The organism is Clostridium sp. DSM 17811, assembly GCF_018861905.1.
GTDB lineage: Bacteria > Bacillota > Clostridia > Clostridiales > Clostridiaceae > Clostridium_AD > Clostridium_AD frigoriphilum.
Genome location: NZ_JAHLDU010000003.1, coordinates 155,686 through 174,685 on the forward strand (window position 1 = coordinate 155,686; position 19,000 = coordinate 174,685).

Consider the following 19,000-nt stretch of genomic DNA (forward strand, 5'->3'; position numbering starts at 1 on the left):
TATGGCTAGTATTTTACCGAATATACCATATATTATTATGGCTGTTTTAGCATTTAGTCTTTTAGTAATAATACATGAATTAGGTCATTTTATTATGTGCAAGTTAAATGGGGTAAAGGTAAGTGAATTTTCCTTAGGAATGGGTCCGAAACTTTTTGGAATAAAAGGAAAAGAGACAGAATATTTGATCAAAGCATTTCCTGTTGGTGGATACGTTAAAATGGAAGGGGAAGAGGAAAACAGTAATGATCCTAGATCTTTTACTAATAAAACACCAGTTCAAAAATTAAGCATAGTTTCTGCAGGGGCGATTATGAATCTGATTTTGGCGGTGGTTTTATTTGCTATTGTTGGTGCTGCAAAGGGATATGTATTACCAATAATAGGGCAAGTAGTGGCTAATAGTCCAGCTATGCATTCTGGATTACAAGTTGGAGATAAAATTACTAAAATTGATAAAGTTAACATAGAGAGATGGGATGAATTTATAAATGTTGTTTATGCGTCTAAAGGTCAAAGTATGAACATTGAACTTGTTAGAAATTCAAAAGTAAAAGAAATTTCTTTAAAACCAGTTAAAAATGTGAAGGAAAATAGATACATGATAGGAATTGCGGCTTCAGGTGTAGAAAAAAAATTAAACTTTGGTGAATCAGTAGGATACGGATTTAGTCAAACAGTTGATACTGCAAAACAAACTTTTGGTTTTTTTGGCACTATATTTAAGGGACAATTCTCGGGTTCTGATGTAGGGGGACCTATAAGCATAATGAGGATTTCAACAAAGGCAGCACAAACTGGATTAACAACTCTACTTTACTTTACGGCACTAATGAGTGTACAACTAGGAATATTTAATATAATACCTTTTCCAGCTTTAGATGGAGGATGGATATTTATGTTATTATTTGAAATAATATCAGGTAAGAAATTAGATGATAATAAGGTAGGAACTATAAATTATATTGGATTTATGTTTTTAATGGCATTAATGGTGGTAATAGTTATTAAGGATATAGTCAGTCCAATGAAATTCTAGGAGATGAAGATTATGGAAGCTAGAAAAACAAAAAAAATTAAAATTGGCGATTTATATATAGGTGGAGATTCAAAGATCGCAGTGCAGTCAATGACGAATACTGATACACGAGATGTAGAGGCTACGATAAAACAAATACTTGAGCTTGAAAAAGTAGGTTGCGATATTGTACGCTGCGCAGTGCCAGATATGGTAGCTGCTGAGGCGATAAAAGATATAATGAAAGGAATACATATACCTTTAGTTGCAGATATCCATTTTGATTATAGGCTGGCTTTAAAAGTTATTGAGAATGGAGTATCTAAACTAAGAATTAATCCTGGTAATATTGGAAATATTGATAGAATAAAATTAGTTGCAGATGCAGCCAAAGCGAAGGGGATTCCCATTAGAATTGGGGTAAATTCAGGATCACTAGAAAAAGATATTCTTAAAAAGTATGGTCATGTATGTGCGCAGGCTTTAGTTGAAAGTGCGCTAAAACATGTTAAAATACTTGAAAGTTTAAATTTTTATGATATAGTTATTTCTATAAAATCATCAGATGTTGTAATGATGATTGAAAGTTATAAACTATTATCAGGCATGGTAGATTATCCACTTCACCTTGGGGTTACTGAGGCTGGAACTACATGGAGAGGGACAATAAAATCAAGTGTTGGAATTGGAGCACTACTAGCTTCAGGTATAGGTGATACTATAAGGGTATCTCTAACAGGGGATGTAGTAGATGAGGTTAAAGTTGGAATAGAAATTTTAAAATCATTAGGTTATATAGATGATGGAATTAAATTTGTATCATGCCCAACATGTGGTAGAACGCAAATAAATCTTATAAAGATTGCAAATGAAGTAGAAAAAAGATTAGAATTTTGTAATAAAAATATAAAGATTGCAGTCATGGGATGCATAGTTAATGGTCCGGGTGAAGCAAGAGAGGCTGATATTGGCATCGCTGGCGGAGATGGAGTTGGTCTTATATTTAAAAAAGGTGAAATAATTAGAACTGTTAAGGAAGAAGATTTAGTAGAAGAACTTATTCGTGAAGTAAATAACCTATAAGATGTCTTCTCAGGAGGAATGTTAATGAACGCAAGTCTAGCTCAAATGTTGAAAAATGATCTTGATTTAAATGAAGAAACATTAGTAGATAATATTAAGGTATTAAGGGTTCAGTACCTTAAGAAAAGCAATAAATTAAGGGTAATTATTAAATCTTTTGAGGATACAGATGATAATAAAAAACTACTAATTAAAGAGATTATATCAAAACGATTATGTAGTTTTAACGATATACAGTTGATTTGCTACCATGATGTATCAAATGCAACTATAGAAGATGTAAAAGATAAGTTTTGGCTCGATGTAGTTAATGTAATATCTATCTCAGAGCCATCAAGTAAGGATAGTTTACTTAAATCAACTAGAATAATTGAGAATGGTATACTTAAAATTCAGTGTGGTAATGATTTTATGTGCAAAATTCTAAGAGATAAAAATATAGAACTTCTTATGAAAAACACTATAAATGATATGTTTGGAGTTAATTCAGTAGTTAAACTAGAACATAACAGTGAACTTTCTAAAGATGATTCTTTTATGAAAAAAGAAAAAGAAAATGAAACTATAATTAATGAAATAGTTAAAAATATGAATACAGAAAAGACAGACAAGCCCCGTAGTGGTGGGCAAAGTAACGATAATAGCAATGGCTATAAAGCTAATAAATTTAGTAGACCGGGTTACAAAAAGGGTGAAGTTGCTGATAAAAATACTATTATGGGAAGAAACATTAATGATGAAAGTATAGAAATAAAAGATATAAGTGAGACTTCAGGAATAATTTGTGCTTGTGGTGATATTTTTAAGGTGAATATAATTGAAACAAAAACGGGAAGAATAATTATAACATTTTATATTACAGATTACTCCAGTTCAATTACAGTGAAATGTTTTCCAAAACCTAAAGAAGTAGAAAAGATGATGGAAGAAATCAAAGTTGGACTATATTGCAAGATACGTGGAGAAGCAAGTTATGATACTTATGCAAGAGAAGTTGTAGTTATGGCTAGAGATATAATTAAACTTAAAAAAATAGAAAGAATGGATACTGCTCAGGAGAAAAGGGTTGAACTTCATCTTCATACTCAAATGAGTGCTATGGATGGTATTAGTCCTGCATCGAAACTTGTTGAAAGAGCAGCCAAGTGGGGACATAGTGCAGTAGCAATAACTGATCATGGCGTAGTTCAAGCATTTCCAGAAGCAATGGATGCTGCTAAAAAGAATAAGATTAAGGTTATCTATGGTGTTGAGGGTTACCTAGTAGACGATGGAGTGCCAATTGTTATTAATAATAAAGGCGGAACTTTAGATGATCGTTTTGTAGTCTTTGATCTAGAAACAACTGGGTTATCTAGTGAAAATGATAAGATTATAGAAATTGGTGCATTGAAAATAGAAAATGGAAAAATAGTAGATAGATTCAGTGAGTTTGTAAATCCTGGAATAGACATACCGTATAAGATTATAGAACTAACTGGAATTACAAATGATAATGTTTCTGATGCAGCATCTATAGAAGATGTACTCCCTAAGTTTTTAGAGTTTACAAAAGATAGTGTGCTTGTAGCACACAATTCTGATTTTGATGCATCTTTTATTAAAAAAAATTCACAAAGGTTAGGCTTGAAATTTGAGAATGCAATTATGGATACAATTCCTTTAGCTAAATATTTACTCAAAGACCTTAAGACGTTTAAGTTAAATACAGTAGCTAAATACTTGGGCATAACCCTAGAAAATCATCATAGAGCTGTAGATGATGCTAAAGCTACTGCGGACATACTATTACATTGTTTTGGGCTACTTCGCGAAAAAAACATTTTAGATTTAGATACTTTAAATAAAGAATTTCTAGCTGACTTTAATGTGAAAAAGGCGAACACTTATCATGTGATTATTTTGGTGAAGAATCAAATAGGGCTAAAGAACCTTTATAAGCTTATTTCATTTTCAAATTTAGAACATTTTCATAGAAGACCAAGGCTTCCTAAAACTTTAATTGAAAAGTACAGAGAGGGCCTTATAGTTGGATCTGCGTGTGAAGCTGGACAAGTATATAAAGAAGTGCTTCAAGGGAAATCTGAAGAAGATATTAATAAAATAGTAAAATTCTATGATTATTTAGAAATACAACCTTTACTAAATAATAAATTTATGATTAAAAATGGAATAGTAAAAGACGAAAGTGAATTGATGGATATTAACAGGAGAATATGTACTATTGGTGATAAAAATAATTTGCCAGTAGTTGCTACAGGGGACGTACATTTTTTAGAACCTTCAGATGCAGTTTTTAGAAAAATATTGATGGCAGGTAAAGGGTTTTCAGATGCGGATGATCAACCACCATTATATTTTAAAACTACAAATGAGATGCTAAGTGAATTTTCATATTTAGGAGAAAAAAAATGCAAAGAAGTAGTAATTTATAATCCAAATAAAATTGCTGAAATGATAGAATTTGTAAAACCAATACCAGATGGAACTTTTACACCTAAAATACCTGGTGCAGAAGATGATATAAGGAAGATGACATCAGATAAGGTTCATTCAATATATGGAGATCCATTGCCTGAGATAGTTGAAAAAAGATTAGAAAAAGAATTACATTCTATTATTGGGAATGGATATGCTGTGCTTTATTTAATAGCTGAAAAATTAGTAGCAAAATCACTTGCAGATGGTTATTTGGTAGGCTCGAGAGGTTCGGTTGGATCTTCTTTTGCAGCTAATATGTCTAATATAACAGAAGTAAATGGGTTACCACCACATTATATATGTCCTAATTGCAAAAAGAGTGAATTTATTTTAGATGGATCTATTGGTTCAGGTGCTGATTTACCTGATAAAGAATGTCCAGATTGTGGAACATTATATAAAAAAGATGGTTTTGATATTCCATTTGAAACATTCTTAGGATTTGAAGGAGATAAAGAACCGGATATAGATTTGAATTTTTCAGGGGATAATCAAGCAGACATACATAGATATACAGAGGTGCTGTTTGGAAAAGGACATACTTTCAAGGCTGGAACTATTGGAACAATCGCTGATAAAACTGCTTATGGTTATGTGAAAAAATATTTAAATGAAAAAGATGTTATGGTGCCTCAAGCTGAAATTGAGAGACTTGTACAAGGATGTACTGGCGTTAAGAGAACCTCAGGACAACATCCAGGTGGAATAATGGTTGTTCCAAGTGACAATGAGATATATAATTTTTGCCCTGTACAACATCCGGCGGATGACCCAACATCAGATATTATTACAACACATTTTGATTACCATTCTATAAGTGGTAGGTTACTTAAACTTGATATTCTTGGTCATGATGATCCTACAATGCTTAAAATGCTTCAAGATTTAACGGGTCTTGACCCTTTAACTATCCCCTTATCTGATGATAATGTTATAAGCTTATTTACGTCACCAAAGGCATTAGGGCTTACAGCTAAGGAATTGGGTTGTGAAGTGGGAAGTTATGGAGTTCCCGAATTTGGTACAAAATTCGTTAGACAAATGCTTTTAGATACACAACCAAAATCTTTTTCAGATTTGGTCAGAATTTCAGGATTATCTCATGGTACTGACGTATGGATTAATAATGCACAATATTATATTAAAGAAGGATTTACAACGCTTAAAGATTGTATTTCTACAAGAGATGATATAATGGTTTATTTATTGCATAAAGATCTTGAACCTAAGACTGCTTTTACTATTATGGAGAAAGTACGAAAAGGTAAGGGGCTTTCAGAAGAACATGAGAAAATAATGAAAGAGCATGACGTTCCTGATTGGTATATAGGCTCATGTAAAAAAATAAAGTATATGTTCCCTAAGGGTCATGCAGTAGCATATGTAATGATGGCCATTAGAATAGCATATTATAAGGTTTATTATCCAAAAGAATACTATGCTACATTTTTTACTATAAGAGCAGATGATTTTGATGCAAATTTGATAGTAAAAGGTGACAGTGCTATAAGAGTTAAAATGGATGAACTCGAAGCTTTAGGCAAGGATATAGGAGTGAAAGAAAAAGGACTTTTAACTGCTCTTGAGTTATCTTTTGAAATGTATAAAAGAGGAATTAAATTGTTAAATGTTGATCTATATAAGTCAGAGGCAGTTAAATTTACAATTGAAGAAGATTCACTAAGACCTCCTTTAAATGCACTTGAAGGGGTAGGCGAAAATGCTGCTAAAAGTATAGTATTAGAAAGAGTGCATGGAGAGTTTATATCAAAAGAAGATTTGAGAACTCGCTGCAAAGTGTCTAAAACAGTTATCGAATCATTAGATAATCATGGGTGTTTGAAGGATCTTCCTGATACAAATCAGCTGTCGTTTTTTTAGGGAAATGCAATTAACCCTTGAAATAGCGGATTTTATATGATAGAATAATAGATATTAGTTATCACTAGTTATTTTATTGCAAGAGAGTAGGCCCGCCTACTCTCTATTTATTGAAACGCAACTCATGGTTGCGTTTTAATTATAATATTATGATTAATTATGTTAATAATAGTATAAAATACTAATAAAAGGAGGGTGTTAGAATGAGAAATGATACCTTGTTGCAAAAGCTTAGAAAAATCGCTTTGCCAATAGTTGAAAAAAACAATTGTGAATTATATCATTTGGAGTATGTAAAAGAAGCTGGAGAAAATTATTTGAGAATTTATATAGATAGTTCAAGTGGAATATCTTTGGAAGACTGCGAAAAAACTAGCAGAGGCATAAGTGAAATACTAGACGTTGAAGATCCAATAACAGATAGTTACTGTTTAGAAGTATCCTCACCAGGAATTGAGAGGATTTTATATGATGATAATCATCTAAAAAAATACATAGGTCAGAATGTACTAGTTAATTTAAAGAGCCTATATGAGGGAACTAAAAAACTTGAGGGCGATTTAGTAGGATTTTCTGATGTGCAAATAGAAATTCAATATGATGGGAACAATATAATTATTCCAAAAGAAAATATTTCCATCGTAAGTTTAAAACCAGTGCTGTAAGGAGGAAGTTGTTAAAATGAATCAAGAATTTATTGAAGCATTGAGAGAAATTGTAGACCAAAAGGGAATTAGCGAGGATTTACTTTTTGAAACTATAGAAGATGCGTTAGTTGCAGCGTATAAGAAAAATTTTGCTACGCTATCAAATAATAGTCAAGATGTAAAAGTAACAATGAACAGAGAAACAGGAGAAATACATGTCTATGGTCAAAAGACGGTTGTAGAAGAAGTTGTTGAGGAAGCTAGTGAAATGTCCTTAGAAGAAGCTAAAGAGTACAGCCATAAATATCAAATAGATGATATTGTTGATATTGAAGTTACTCCAAGAAAATTTGGAAGAATAGCCGCACAAGCTGCAAAGCAAGTAGTTATTCAAAGAATTAAAGAAGCAGAAAGAAATATAATATACAATGAATTTATAACCAAAGAGTTTGATATTATTACAGGAAGTGTTATAAGAAAAGACAGAGGCAATGTATTCATAGATTTAGGTAAAATTGAGGCTGTACTTGGAGCCAATGAACAAATGCCAGGTGAAGAATATAATTTTAATGAAAAATTAAAATTGTATATTGTTGAAGTTAAAAACACTACTAAAGGTGCTCAAGTTGGAGTGTCAAGAACTCATCCAGGTCTTGTAAAAAGATTATTTGAATTAGAAGTACCAGAAGTTTTTGGCGGGGTTGTCGAGATTAAGAGTATTTCGAGAGAAGCTGGCTCAAGAACTAAAATTGCAGTATACTCAAATGATGAAAATGTTGATGCTATGGGAGCTTGCGTAGGACCTAAGGGTGTTCGCGTTCAAAGCATAGTTAATGAATTAAGAAATGAGAAAATTGACATTATTAAATGGAGCAAGAAAGCTGAAGAATATATTTCAAATGCTTTAAGTCCTGCAAAGGTATTAAATGTAGTAGTTGAGGAAGCTTCTAAATCTGCAAAGGTCATAGTGGAAGATAATCAATTATCTTTAGCTATTGGAAAAGAAGGCCAAAATGTCAGATTAGCAGCAAGATTAACTGGGTGGAAAATAGATATAAAAAGTAGAACACAAGCTCAATACAACATGGATATAAATGAAATGGATGTAAATGAAGTAGTTAAAAGTGAAATAGATGAGAGTGAAGTAATTGATAATCAAGCAGTTAAAGATCAATCAACGCAAGAGCAAGTAATTGAAACCATTACACAGGAGTAGGTGATAGCTTTATGAAAGTTAAAAAAATACCTCAGCGCATGTGTACAGGGTGTATGGAAATGAAACCTAAGAAAGAACTATTGCGCATAGTCCATAGTAAAGAAGGCGAAATCTCTATAGACTTAATAGGGAAAAAACCAGGTAGAGGTGCATATGTTTGCATGAACATAGAATGTTTTGAAAAATCTTATAAGACAAAAAGGTTAGAGCGAAATTTAGGTGGCAAAATAAGCGAAGAAATTTATGCAAAGCTAAAGGATGAGATAAATCATGAATAATAAATTTTTTCAATTTTTGGGTTTAACTAAAAAGGCAGGTAAACTTATTGAAGGTTACAATCAGTGTGAAGATGCACTATCACATGGTAGAGGAACCCTTATAATTTTATCTGAGGAAAGCGCTGTAAATACTAAAGACAAGTTTAAAAGATTATCTATTAAAAATGTTATACCACTTATTGAAGGTGTTTCAAATGAAACATTAGGTAAATGTTTAGGTAGACCAGAAATTAATGTTTTATGCGTAAATGATAAAAAAATGACGAATAAGCTATTAAGCTTATGGAATGAAAACATTGAATAAATTAAATTTCGGGGGTGAATGATTTGGCAAAAGTCAGAATATATGAATTAGCTAAAGAATTAGAAGTGTCAAGTAAAGAATTAATTAATGTACTATTCGAAGAGTTTAGTATAAAGGCCAAAAATCATATGAGTGTGATTGAGGAAGAGGATGCTGAATTAATTAAGGAACTTTATAGTGACGAAAATTCAGGACTTAAGGATAATAAAAATGAAACAGTAGAACACTATGAAAACTTAGCTAACGAAGATGCTAATAAAGTTGTCATAAGAAAAAGAGGCAGAAAAGGTCGCGATGAATTAGGAAGTGGCAACAATGCTGTTGAACCAATCGATGACGAAGTTGTAGTAATAGAAAGTACTATTACAGTTAAAGATTTGGCTGATACATTAAAAAGACCTTATGTTGAAGTAATAAAACAACTTATTTTTATAGGTGTTATGGCTGGAATGAATCAAGAAATAGATTTTGCAACAGCTGAAAAAGTAATAGAAAAATATGGTGCACTTGCTGTACTAAAAGACCTTGAAGAAGGAAAAATTGCTGATGATGAAGATATTGAGGAAAATGACGCTGAATTAGGTACAGATAAAAAACCAGCAGTTGTTACTGTTATGGGTCATGTTGATCACGGTAAGACATCATTACTTGATTGTATTAGAAAATCTAAGGTTACAGAAACAGAAGCCGGCGGAATAACACAACATATAGGTGCATATACTGTTAATATTAATGGTGAAAAAATAACATTTTTAGACACACCTGGTCATGAAGCTTTTACAGCAATGAGAGCGCGTGGTGCTCAAATAACAGATATAGTTATTTTAGTAGTTGCGGCTGATGATGGTATTATGCCACAAACTGTTGAAGCTATAAATCACTGTAAGGCTGCTAGTGTACCAATGATAGTAGCTATAAATAAGATAGATAGGCCAGGAGCTAATATAGATAAAGTTAAACAAGAACTAACAGAACATGGACTTGTAGCAGAAGATTGGGGTGGAGACACAATTTGTGTTCCAGTATCAGCTCATACTAAGGAAGGTATTGATACTTTACTTGAAATGATACTAATTACTGCAGAAATGTTAGAGCTTAAGGCAAATACTAAAAGACACGCAAAAGGAACTGTAATAGAAGGAAAACTTGATAAAGGTCGCGGACCACTTGCTACTTTACTTGTACAAAATGGTACACTTCACACTGGTGATTCTATAATAGTTGGATCAACTTATGGAAGAATAAGAGCAATGTTTGATGATAAGGGTAAAAAAATAAAGACAGCAGGACCATCTATACCAGTAGAAATACTTGGATTATCTGATGTACCATCAGCTGGAGATAGATTTAATGTAATTAAAGATGAGAAAACTGCAAGAAATATGGCTGAAGCTAGAAAAACAAATTTAAGAGAAGAACATTTTCAAGCTAGTAATAGAGTTTCTATGGAAAACTTATACAATCAAATACAAGAAGGATCTGTTAAAGAACTTGGCGTAATTGTTAAAGCTGACGTTCAGGGATCTGTAGAAGCTGTAAGACAATCACTTGAAAAATTATCTACTGATAATGTTAAAGTAAGAGTTATACATTCTGGAGTTGGCGCTATAACAGAAACTGATGTTGTACTTGCGGCTGCGTCAAATGCAATAATTATAGGGTTTAATGTAAGACCTGATAATAATGCTGCAATAGTTGGAGAAAAAGAAAAAGTAGAAATTAAAACATATAGAATAATTTATGATGCTCTTGATGATATAAAATTAGCAATGCTTGGAATGCTCGATCCTGTATATAAAGAAGTTGTTTTAGGAAGAGTAGAAATAAGACAAATATATAAAGTTTCAAATGTAGGTACAATAGCAGGTTCTTATGTATTGACTGGTAAAATTACTAGAAATAGTAGCGTTAGAGTGCTTAGAAATGGAATAGTTATAACTGAATCAACTTTAGCTTCATTGAAGAGATTTAAAGATGATGCAAAAGAAGTTGCTGCTGGATTTGAATGTGGATTAAGTGTAGAGAAATTCAATGACCTTAAAGAAGGAGACATCATTGAAGCATTCATAATGGAAGAAATAAAACCAAAACTAGTATAAGATAAGGAGTAGTGGGTTGTATGGTTAGTTATAGAAATGGTAGAATAAATGAAGAAATTAAAAAAGATGTAAGCAATACAATTCAAAACAAAATAAAAGATCCAAGATTAAGTGCTATGGTTAGTGTAACAAAAGTTGACACAACAAAAGACTTAAGTTATACAAAGATCTATGTTAGTATATTTGGAAATGAAATTGAAAAGAAAGAAACAATTCAAGCACTTAAAAGTTCAGCTGGTCTTATAAGAAAAGAAATAGGGATGCATGTTAAGTTAAGACATGTTCCTCAGGTTATTATAGAGCTAGATGAAACTATAGAGCGTGCAATACATTTAGAAAACATTTTCCATCAAATAAAGGCAAAAGATAAGAATGAACATGAAAAAAAGATTGAAGAAGAAACAAAGATTGAGGATGAAATAAAGAGTGAAGATAGCAATGAAGACTAATGATATTAACGATATCATTAGCAAGATAAAATGGTTTTAAAGTAAGTTTTGATAATACTAAAGTTAAATTAATGGAAATTTTAGAAAAAGAGTTGATGAAATGAATGGTATATTAAATGTATTTAAACCTACAGGAATTACTTCTTTTGATGTAGTGCGTTTAATAAGAAAAATCAGTAAAGTGAAAAAAGTAGGCCACGCTGGCACTCTAGACCCTGAAGCTAGCGGGGTCTTACCTGTTTGTATAGGAAAAGCAACAAAGGCTATAGACTATATAATGGGAGATTTTAAAATTTACGAAACTGAATTAAAATTGGGCGTTATTACAGATACTTATGATAGAGAGGGTAAAATTCTAAAGGAAAGTGAAGTTAATTCTAGTCTAGATGAAATTACGCTAGCTATTAATTCATTTATAGGAGAAATAAAGCAAGTTCCACCTATGTACTCAGCTCTAAAGGTTAATGGAAAAAAACTTTATGAGTTAGCGAGGGCTGGAATAGAAGTAGAGAGGCAGCCAAGACCAATAACAATTTATGATATAAATATTACGGACATTAAATTACCTTATATAAAATTCACGGTAAAATGTTCTAAAGGTACATACATTAGAAGTCTGTGTTATGATATTGGGGAAAAATTAAAATGTGGTGGCATGATGTGGAATCTACAAAGAACTGCTACAGGTCAATTTCATATTGATAATGCTATAAATGTTAATGAACTAAATGAAGAAAATATAAATAAATATATAATGCCTATAGAAACTATTTTTAGTGCGAATGCTAAAATTACCATAGATGATAGATTTGTTAAGTTTTTATTAAATGGTGTTATAGTAAAAGATAAGGCACTAATTTGTAAGTTTGAATCTGGCATTATGTATAGTATATATAATAATGATAATGATTTTATTGGAATTGCGGATAAAAGTGATGATGGTGTTAGATTAATAAAATCATTTATATAGGAGTATATTAAAATGTTAATTATAGAAGATAATTTTAAAACTAATCTTAAATATCAAACTTTTATTGCACTCGGAAGTTTTGATGGACTACATTTGGGACATATGCATCTTATAAATAAAACAGTGGAATTATCAAAAGCAAATAATGCTAAAAGTATGATCTGTACTTTTAAAAATCATCCATTGTCTGTTATTAATAAAGAAATTTGCCCAAAGCTTATAATGGATAATGATACTAAGATAAAATTACTAGAAGACACAGGTATAGATATAGTTAATTTAGCTAATTTTGATAAAGATTTTATGAAGATAACCCCTGAAGAGTTTATAAGAAATATGGTTAAATGCTATAATGCCAAGGGGATAATTGTTGGTTTTAATTATAGATTTGGTTATAAAAATTTAGGCGATGTAGAAATGCTTAAGGAATATAGCACAATACTTGGATATAAACTATATGTTTGTGAGGCAATTAGTGTCAATGATGAAATTGTAAGCAGTTCAAAAATTCGTCATCTAATTGCTGAGGGTAATATTGTTAAAGCAAATGAACTTTTAGGGCGTCCACATACTATTAGTGGAAAAGTGATTACTGGTAAACAGCTTGGTAGAACTATTGGTTTTCCAACTGTAAATTTAAATTATAATAAGGAATATATTCTTCCAAAGGGAGGGGTATATTATACTATAATTGAATATGATAATTGTTTTTATAAAGCTATAACCAATATAGGATACAATCCTACTGTAGAAGGTGGTAAATTATCAGTAGAAACACATATTCTAGATTTTAACAAGCAAATTTACAGTGAGATAGTTAAAATAAACTTTATAAAAAGAATAAGAGATGAAGTTAAATTTAATACTGTAGAGGAACTAAAGCAGCAGCTTGTAAAGGATAAGGAGTATGCTTATAATCAAAAAATAGAATAATAAACGTAAAGATGTAAAAATTAATTTACAATTTAATCTTAGTTTGTTATAATTGATTTGAACCTTATGCTAAGTTAGCCGAATCACCAACGGTATACTTGGAATATGGGGATTTTATTCGGAGGTGTTGTAAAATGACAAAGACTACAAAACAAGAAATAATGGTAAAACATGCAAGACATGAAGGAGATACAGGTTCTCCAGAAGTACAAATTGCACTTTTAACTGAAAGAATTACAGAGTTAAATGAGCATTTAAAAGTTCATAAAAAAGATAACCATTCAAGAAGAGGTCTATTAATGATGGTTGGTCAAAGAAAAGGTATGTTAGGTTACTTAAAGAACAAAGATATTGAAAGATATCGTGCAATTCTAGCAGAACTCGGACTAAGAAAATAATTCGGAGCGGCTTAGCCGCTCTATTATTTTAGGTTAGGGCAAAATATATACGATTATCTACCAATATTTATAAAAATATTGGTAATTTAAATTGAGGGGAGGCAAATATATGATTCATACTATAGAAACGATTGTAGCAGGTAGAAAGCTTAAAGTTGAATATGGTAAGGTTGGAATGTTATCAGACTGTGCAATTTTTATGAGTTATGGTGAGACAGTAGTTTTAGTTAATACAAATGCTTCAGAAAAACCTAGGGACGGTATCGACTTCTTTCCATTAAGTGTAGAATATGAAGAAAAACTTTATGCTGTTGGTAAAATTCCAGGTGGTTTCATAAAAAGAGAAGCAAGACCATCAGAAAGAGCAATTTTAACTGCAAGGGGTATAGATAGGCCTCTAAGACCATTATTTCCTAAAGGTTATAAAAATGATGTTCAAATTGTTTGTACAGTACTATCGGTTGAACAAGATAATTCACCTGAAATACTTGCTATGAATGGAGCATCACTTGCATTATGTATATCAAGTATACCTTTTACTGATGCTGTCGCAACGGTTTCAGTTGGTTTAGTAGATGGTAAATTCATATTAAGCCCAACAGCAGACGAGAGAAAAGTAAGTGTTATGAAGCTTACAGTTTGTGCTACAAAAGATAATGTAACAATGATAGAAGCTAGTGGAGACGAAATAGCTGAAGATGTAATGATAGCTGCAATCGACTTTGCTTTTGAAGCATGTAAAAAAATAGTAGCTTTCCAAGAAGAAGCTGTAGCTAAATTTGGAAAGAAAAAAAACATTCCTGAGTTTAAAAAAATAGATGAAACTCTCGAAAGTGAAGTTAGAAAATTCTCATTTGATATGGTGAAGACAGCAATGTACATAATGGATAAAGATGAGAGAAATGTAATGGTTGATCAAATTAAAGCAAAAATAAGCGCTGAATTTGATGAAAAGTATGCTGATAAAAAATCAGATATAGGTGAAATTTTCTATAATATTCAAAAGGAAATAGTTAGAAATATGATGTTAAATGAAAATAGAAGACCTGATGGAAGAGCTTTTGATGAAGTTAGACCAATAAGTTGTGAGGTAGGAATACTTCCAAGAACTCATGGAACAGGTCTTTTTACAAGAGGACTTACTCAAGTTATGGGAGTTGCGACACTTGGAGCATTAAAGGAAGCACAAATACTAGACGGAATAAGTGATGAAGATACTAAAAGATATATGCATCATTATAATTTTCCAGCTTATAGCGTAGGAGAAACTAAACCAATGCGTGGACCTGGAAGACGAGAAATCGGACATGGTGCACTAGCCGAAAAAGCAGTAGAACCACTTTTACCATCTGTAGAAGAATTTCCATATGCAATTCGTGTGGTATCAGAAGTATTAAGTTCTAATGGTTCAACATCTCAAGCAAGCGTAAGTGCAAGTATTTTGGCACTATTAGATGCTGGAGTTCCAATTAAGAGACCTGCAGCTGGAATTGCAATGGGACTAATTACAAATGATGATTTATCTAAAGAAAAAGTTATAACTGATATTCAGGGTATAGAAGATTTCTTTGGTGATATGGACTTTAAAGTAGCTGGAACTGTTAATGGTATTACAGCTATACAAGTTGATACAAAACTTCATGGATTATCTAATTACTGCATTAAAACTGCAATTATAGATGCGAAAAAAGCTAGACTTCATATAATTGGAAAAATGAATGAATGTATAGCTGCTCCAAGAAGTGAAATGTCAAAGTATGCTCCTAGAATGTATGTACTAAATGTTGCACCTGACAAGATTAGGGATGTAATAGGTAAAGGTGGAGCAACTATAAAGAAAATTATAGCAGAAACTGGTGTTAAAATAGATACTAGTGATGATGGAAAAATTGTAATTATGTCTAATGATGGCGTGAGCGCAAATAGAGCAGTGGAAATAATTGAACAGTTAACTAAATCTGTTAAAGTTGGAGAAATATATTTAGGAAAAGTAACTAAGATTGCTGCTTTTGGAGCATTTGTTGAAATTCTACCTAATAAAGAAGGATTAGTTCATATTTCTAAACTTGATTTTGAAAGAGTTAATAAAGTAGAAGATATTGTATCAGTTGGCGATGAAATATTAGTCAAAGTAATGGAAATAGATAATCAGGGAAGAGTAAATCTTTCAAGAAGAGATGCTATGAAAGATAGCGAAAATGAAAAAAAAGAGAATGAAAAAAAATTGAATGAATAATAATAGAGGGGCTTAGGTGCCTTTTTATTTTTTTAAATAAAAAACACTAATATGCACATAATAAATATAAAATCTCACTAAGGAGAGGCGCATATGTATAATTTGATTAAGTTAGATAATGGTTTAAGGATTGCAGTTGAAAATATTGAATATGTGAATTCTGTAAGTGTAGGCTTATGGGTGGAAAATGGCTCTAGAAATGAAAATACAGTTAACAGTGGAATATCACATTTCATTGAACATATGCTTTTTAAAGGAACTAAAGTTAGAACTGCAAAACAAATTGCTGAAACCATTGAAGATGTCGGTGGTCAAATAAATGCGTTTACAAGTAGGGAAGCTACATGTTTTTATATAAAAGCATTAGACACTCACCTTGATTTATCATTAGATATTATTTCGGATATGTTATTCAACAGTACTTTTTGTGAAGAAGATATTGAAAAGGAAAAAGGTGTAATTGTTGAGGAAATAAATATGAGTGAGGATTCACCAGAGGATGTTTTAGCTGACCTGCATACAAAAGCAATTTGGGAATCAGATTCTATTTCGTTACCAATTTTAGGGACAATAGATACTGTAAATTCTTTTAATAGAAAAATGATAGTAGATTATATAGATTCGTATTATATACCAGAAAATTCAGTAATATCTATTTCTGGTAAATTTAATATGGAAAATATAGAAAGTCTTGTTGAAAAATATTTTGGTAAATGGCGCTATAAAAATAAACAGATTACTAAATATAGTAGCCCAAAAATATTTAATAACCATTATTTTAGAAAAAAAGATATTGAACAACTTCATATAAGTTTAGGAATTCCAGGTGTAGGTCTTGGAGAAGATGATATTTATACGTTAATATTATTAAGCAATATACTTGGAGGTGGAGCGTCTTCATTATTATTCCAAAAGGTTCGTGAAGATTTAGGGATATGTTATTCTATCTATTGTTATATATCAGCATTTAAAAATACAGGAGTTGTAAGCATTTATGCTGGGCTTAACCCAAAATATGCACAAGTTGCTATTGATGTTATAAAAGAAGAAGTTAGTAACTTTGCGAAACTAGGAATCACTAATGAAAAATTAAGTAAAGCTAAGGAACAGTTAAAGGGTAGCTATATTTTAGGACTTGAAAGCACAAGTAGCAGAATGTTTAGTAATGGAAAATCAGCTCTGTTTATGGACAAAATAAATACGCCTGAAGAAATATTACAAAAAATAGATGAAATAGATATGATAAGAGTAAATGCTGTAATGGAAAAAACCTTTAAAATAGGTATAATAAATTCGTCATATGTAGGAAGAGAAAATGAAATGCTTAAAAAGGTTTTTGATGGTAATGTTATTTCAGTGGACAAGTAAATCATTTGATAAAATATAAAAATAAGGCATATCTCCTTAATATAATCCATAGTATTTTATGAGAAGAGTTAAGGAGATGTTTGTATGGAAGACAATGTAAAACTATATAGTGAAATGGAAAGATATGAAATCATAAATATTAATGATGGTGATAAATATAGCAATTTAGGTAGTAATGATGTAGTTGTTGATGAGAATGGCTTTTTAAAATTCTTAATTATAAATGATGGCAGTTCTAAGTTTAGCTTTTTTCGAAATAACGATATTATTGAAGTTCCTTGGGAATATGTTAAAAAAATAGGGTCTAGAACTATAATTATTGATGTTGATAATGAATTATTAAAAAAATCTCATGTTTAACGATATTTCAGAAGTTGTTAATGTTGCAGTTTAGATAAATGATTATTCCAGGAGGTCAGAAATGAAGATATTAGTTCAAAAGTTTGGTGGTACATCTGTTTCAACTAAGGAAAAAAGAAAGCTTGTAGCAAGTAAAGTGATAAATGCAAAGGCTAAGGGGTATTTTCCCGTGGTAGTGGTATCTGCTATGGGAAGGAAAGGTGAGCCTTATGCTACCGATACACTGTTATCACAAATAGACGATGATTTTAAAGGTGCAAATCCATTAGCAACAGATTTGCTAATGAGTTGTGGTGAAATTATAAGCACTGTAATAATGTGTAATGAATTAAATAATAATAAAGTTGATACTGTGCCTTTAACTGGGGGACAAGCAGGTATAATTACAGATAGTAGTTATACAAATGCTGCGATACTTAATGTAGATACAAAAAGAATATTAAGTATTCTGAAAAGCGGAAAAGTTCCTGTAGTTGCAGGATTTCAAGGTATGGATGACAAGGGCTATGTTACGACCATTGGTAGAGGTGGAAGTGATGTTACAGCTGCACTGCTTGGCGCAGCGCTTAAAGCAGTAGAGGTCCGAATATACACTGATGTAGATGGAATAATGACAGCAGATCCAAGAATAGTTTCTGAGGCAACTTTAATAAAAAAAATAAGTTATGATGAAATATTTCAATTTGCGGATCAAGGAGCAAAGGTTATACATCCAAGAGCAGTGGAGATATGTAAAAAATATAATATACCACTCGTAATAAAAAATACTATGAACGAGTGCGATGGAACTGTAATTTCAAATTTTGAAAGTGAAGATGATAATAATATAATTACAGGAATTACACATATGAATAATAGGGTTCAAATAAAAGTAACTAAAAATTTAGGTTCTAGCTATGATGATCTTTTTGATATTCTGGCTGAAAACTTTATAAGTATAGATCTTATTAACGTTTTTCCTAAAGAGAAAATATTTACTATTGATGAAAAAGACTTTACTAAATTTACCAACTTAATAAAAGAACTTAATGTATCTTATTCTTTTGTGAAGGAGTGTAGTAAGCTTGCAATTATTGGTTCAAAAATGAGAGGTATACCTGGTGTAATGGCGAGAATACTTAAGGCGTTAACAAAACAAAAAATTGAAGTATTACAAACAGCGGATTCTCATATGACAATATGGTGTCTTGTAGAAACAAGAGATGCCCAAAAAGCTATTATCGCACTACATAGAGAATTTAAATTAGGTTAAAAAATGTATATAGTTTCTCTTAATGCA

Annotated in this window: 15 protein-coding genes and 1 pseudogene; all 16 read left to right on the plus strand. The window is 31.3% G+C overall.

Features of this window, described 5'->3' with window-relative positions; all coding sequences use genetic code 11:
- Window position 1: 1 nt before the first annotated feature.
- The 16 genes and pseudogenes from rseP to dapG all read left to right on the plus strand — a co-directional run bounded on the left by rseP (window position 2) and on the right by dapG (window position 18,973).
- Window positions 2-1,039 (plus strand): RIP metalloprotease RseP, encoded by a 1,038-nt coding sequence (gene rseP, locus KPL44_RS06115; protein WP_216248011.1) that lies wholly within the window; start codon window positions 2-4, stop codon window positions 1,037-1,039.
- A gap of 12 nt (window positions 1,040-1,051) precedes the next feature.
- A complete protein-coding gene (gene ispG / locus KPL44_RS06120; RefSeq protein ID WP_216248012.1) occupies window positions 1,052-2,101 on the plus strand; it encodes a flavodoxin-dependent (E)-4-hydroxy-3-methylbut-2-enyl-diphosphate synthase in 1,050 nt (349 codons plus the stop codon).
- 24 nt (window positions 2,102-2,125) lie between these two features.
- A complete protein-coding gene (locus KPL44_RS06125) occupies window positions 2,126-6,463 on the plus strand; it encodes a PolC-type DNA polymerase III (protein ID WP_216248013.1) in 4,338 nt (1,445 codons plus the stop codon).
- A 203-nt stretch (window positions 6,464-6,666) separates the two neighbouring features.
- The gene (gene rimP, locus KPL44_RS06130) at window positions 6,667-7,128 is read left to right on the plus strand and encodes a ribosome maturation factor RimP (protein ID WP_216119937.1); all 462 of its coding nucleotides are present in this window, start codon (window positions 6,667-6,669) and stop codon (window positions 7,126-7,128) included.
- A 16-nt stretch (window positions 7,129-7,144) separates the two neighbouring features.
- Window positions 7,145-8,326: a transcription termination factor NusA gene (gene nusA / locus KPL44_RS06135; RefSeq protein WP_216248014.1), complete on the plus strand. Its 1,182-nt coding sequence runs from the start codon at window positions 7,145-7,147 to the stop codon at window positions 8,324-8,326.
- An 11-nt stretch (window positions 8,327-8,337) separates the two neighbouring features.
- Window positions 8,338-8,604, plus strand: a complete 267-nt coding sequence (gene rnpM / locus KPL44_RS06140) for an RNase P modulator RnpM (RefSeq protein ID WP_071613209.1) — start codon at window positions 8,338-8,340, stop codon at window positions 8,602-8,604.
- Window positions 8,594-8,908, plus strand: a complete 315-nt coding sequence (locus KPL44_RS06145; protein ID WP_187350212.1) for a ribosomal L7Ae/L30e/S12e/Gadd45 family protein — start codon at window positions 8,594-8,596, stop codon at window positions 8,906-8,908. The genes rnpM and KPL44_RS06145 overlap by 11 nt, the downstream gene beginning before the upstream one ends.
- A gap of 23 nt (window positions 8,909-8,931) precedes the next feature.
- Window positions 8,932-11,007: a translation initiation factor IF-2 gene (infB, locus tag KPL44_RS06150; protein WP_216248015.1), complete on the plus strand. Its 2,076-nt coding sequence runs from the start codon at window positions 8,932-8,934 to the stop codon at window positions 11,005-11,007.
- 20 nt (window positions 11,008-11,027) lie between these two features.
- Window positions 11,028-11,387 (plus strand): annotated as a pseudogene (gene rbfA / locus KPL44_RS06155) (30S ribosome-binding factor RbfA); the annotation flags it as partial.
- A 169-nt stretch (window positions 11,388-11,556) separates the two neighbouring features.
- Entirely contained in the window at window positions 11,557-12,426 is an 870-nt protein-coding gene (gene truB, locus KPL44_RS06160; RefSeq protein WP_216248017.1) for a tRNA pseudouridine(55) synthase TruB, read from the plus strand.
- Window positions 12,427-12,438: 12 nt separating this feature from the next.
- Window positions 12,439-13,359 carry a bifunctional riboflavin kinase/FAD synthetase gene (locus KPL44_RS06165; RefSeq protein ID WP_216248018.1) on the plus strand — a complete coding sequence of 307 codons (921 nt, stop codon included), beginning with the start codon at window positions 12,439-12,441 and terminating at the stop codon, window positions 13,357-13,359.
- 134 nt (window positions 13,360-13,493) lie between these two features.
- Complete coding sequence (rpsO, locus tag KPL44_RS06170) at window positions 13,494-13,757, plus strand: 30S ribosomal protein S15 (protein ID WP_071613203.1); 264 nt, start codon at window positions 13,494-13,496, stop codon at window positions 13,755-13,757.
- A gap of 109 nt (window positions 13,758-13,866) precedes the next feature.
- Entirely contained in the window at window positions 13,867-15,993 is a 2,127-nt protein-coding gene (locus tag KPL44_RS06175) for a polyribonucleotide nucleotidyltransferase (protein WP_171296935.1), read from the plus strand.
- Between the two features lie 93 nt (window positions 15,994-16,086).
- Complete coding sequence (locus KPL44_RS06180; RefSeq protein WP_216248019.1) at window positions 16,087-17,361, plus strand: M16 family metallopeptidase; 1,275 nt, start codon at window positions 16,087-16,089, stop codon at window positions 17,359-17,361.
- 84 nt (window positions 17,362-17,445) lie between these two features.
- Window positions 17,446-17,721 carry a YlmC/YmxH family sporulation protein gene (locus KPL44_RS06185; protein WP_216248020.1) on the plus strand — a complete coding sequence of 92 codons (276 nt, stop codon included), beginning with the start codon at window positions 17,446-17,448 and terminating at the stop codon, window positions 17,719-17,721.
- 61 nt (window positions 17,722-17,782) lie between these two features.
- Window positions 17,783-18,973, plus strand: coding sequence for an aspartate kinase (gene dapG / locus KPL44_RS06190; RefSeq protein WP_216248021.1), 1,191 nt, complete (start codon window positions 17,783-17,785; stop codon window positions 18,971-18,973).
- Window positions 18,974-19,000: the final 27 nt, after the last annotated feature.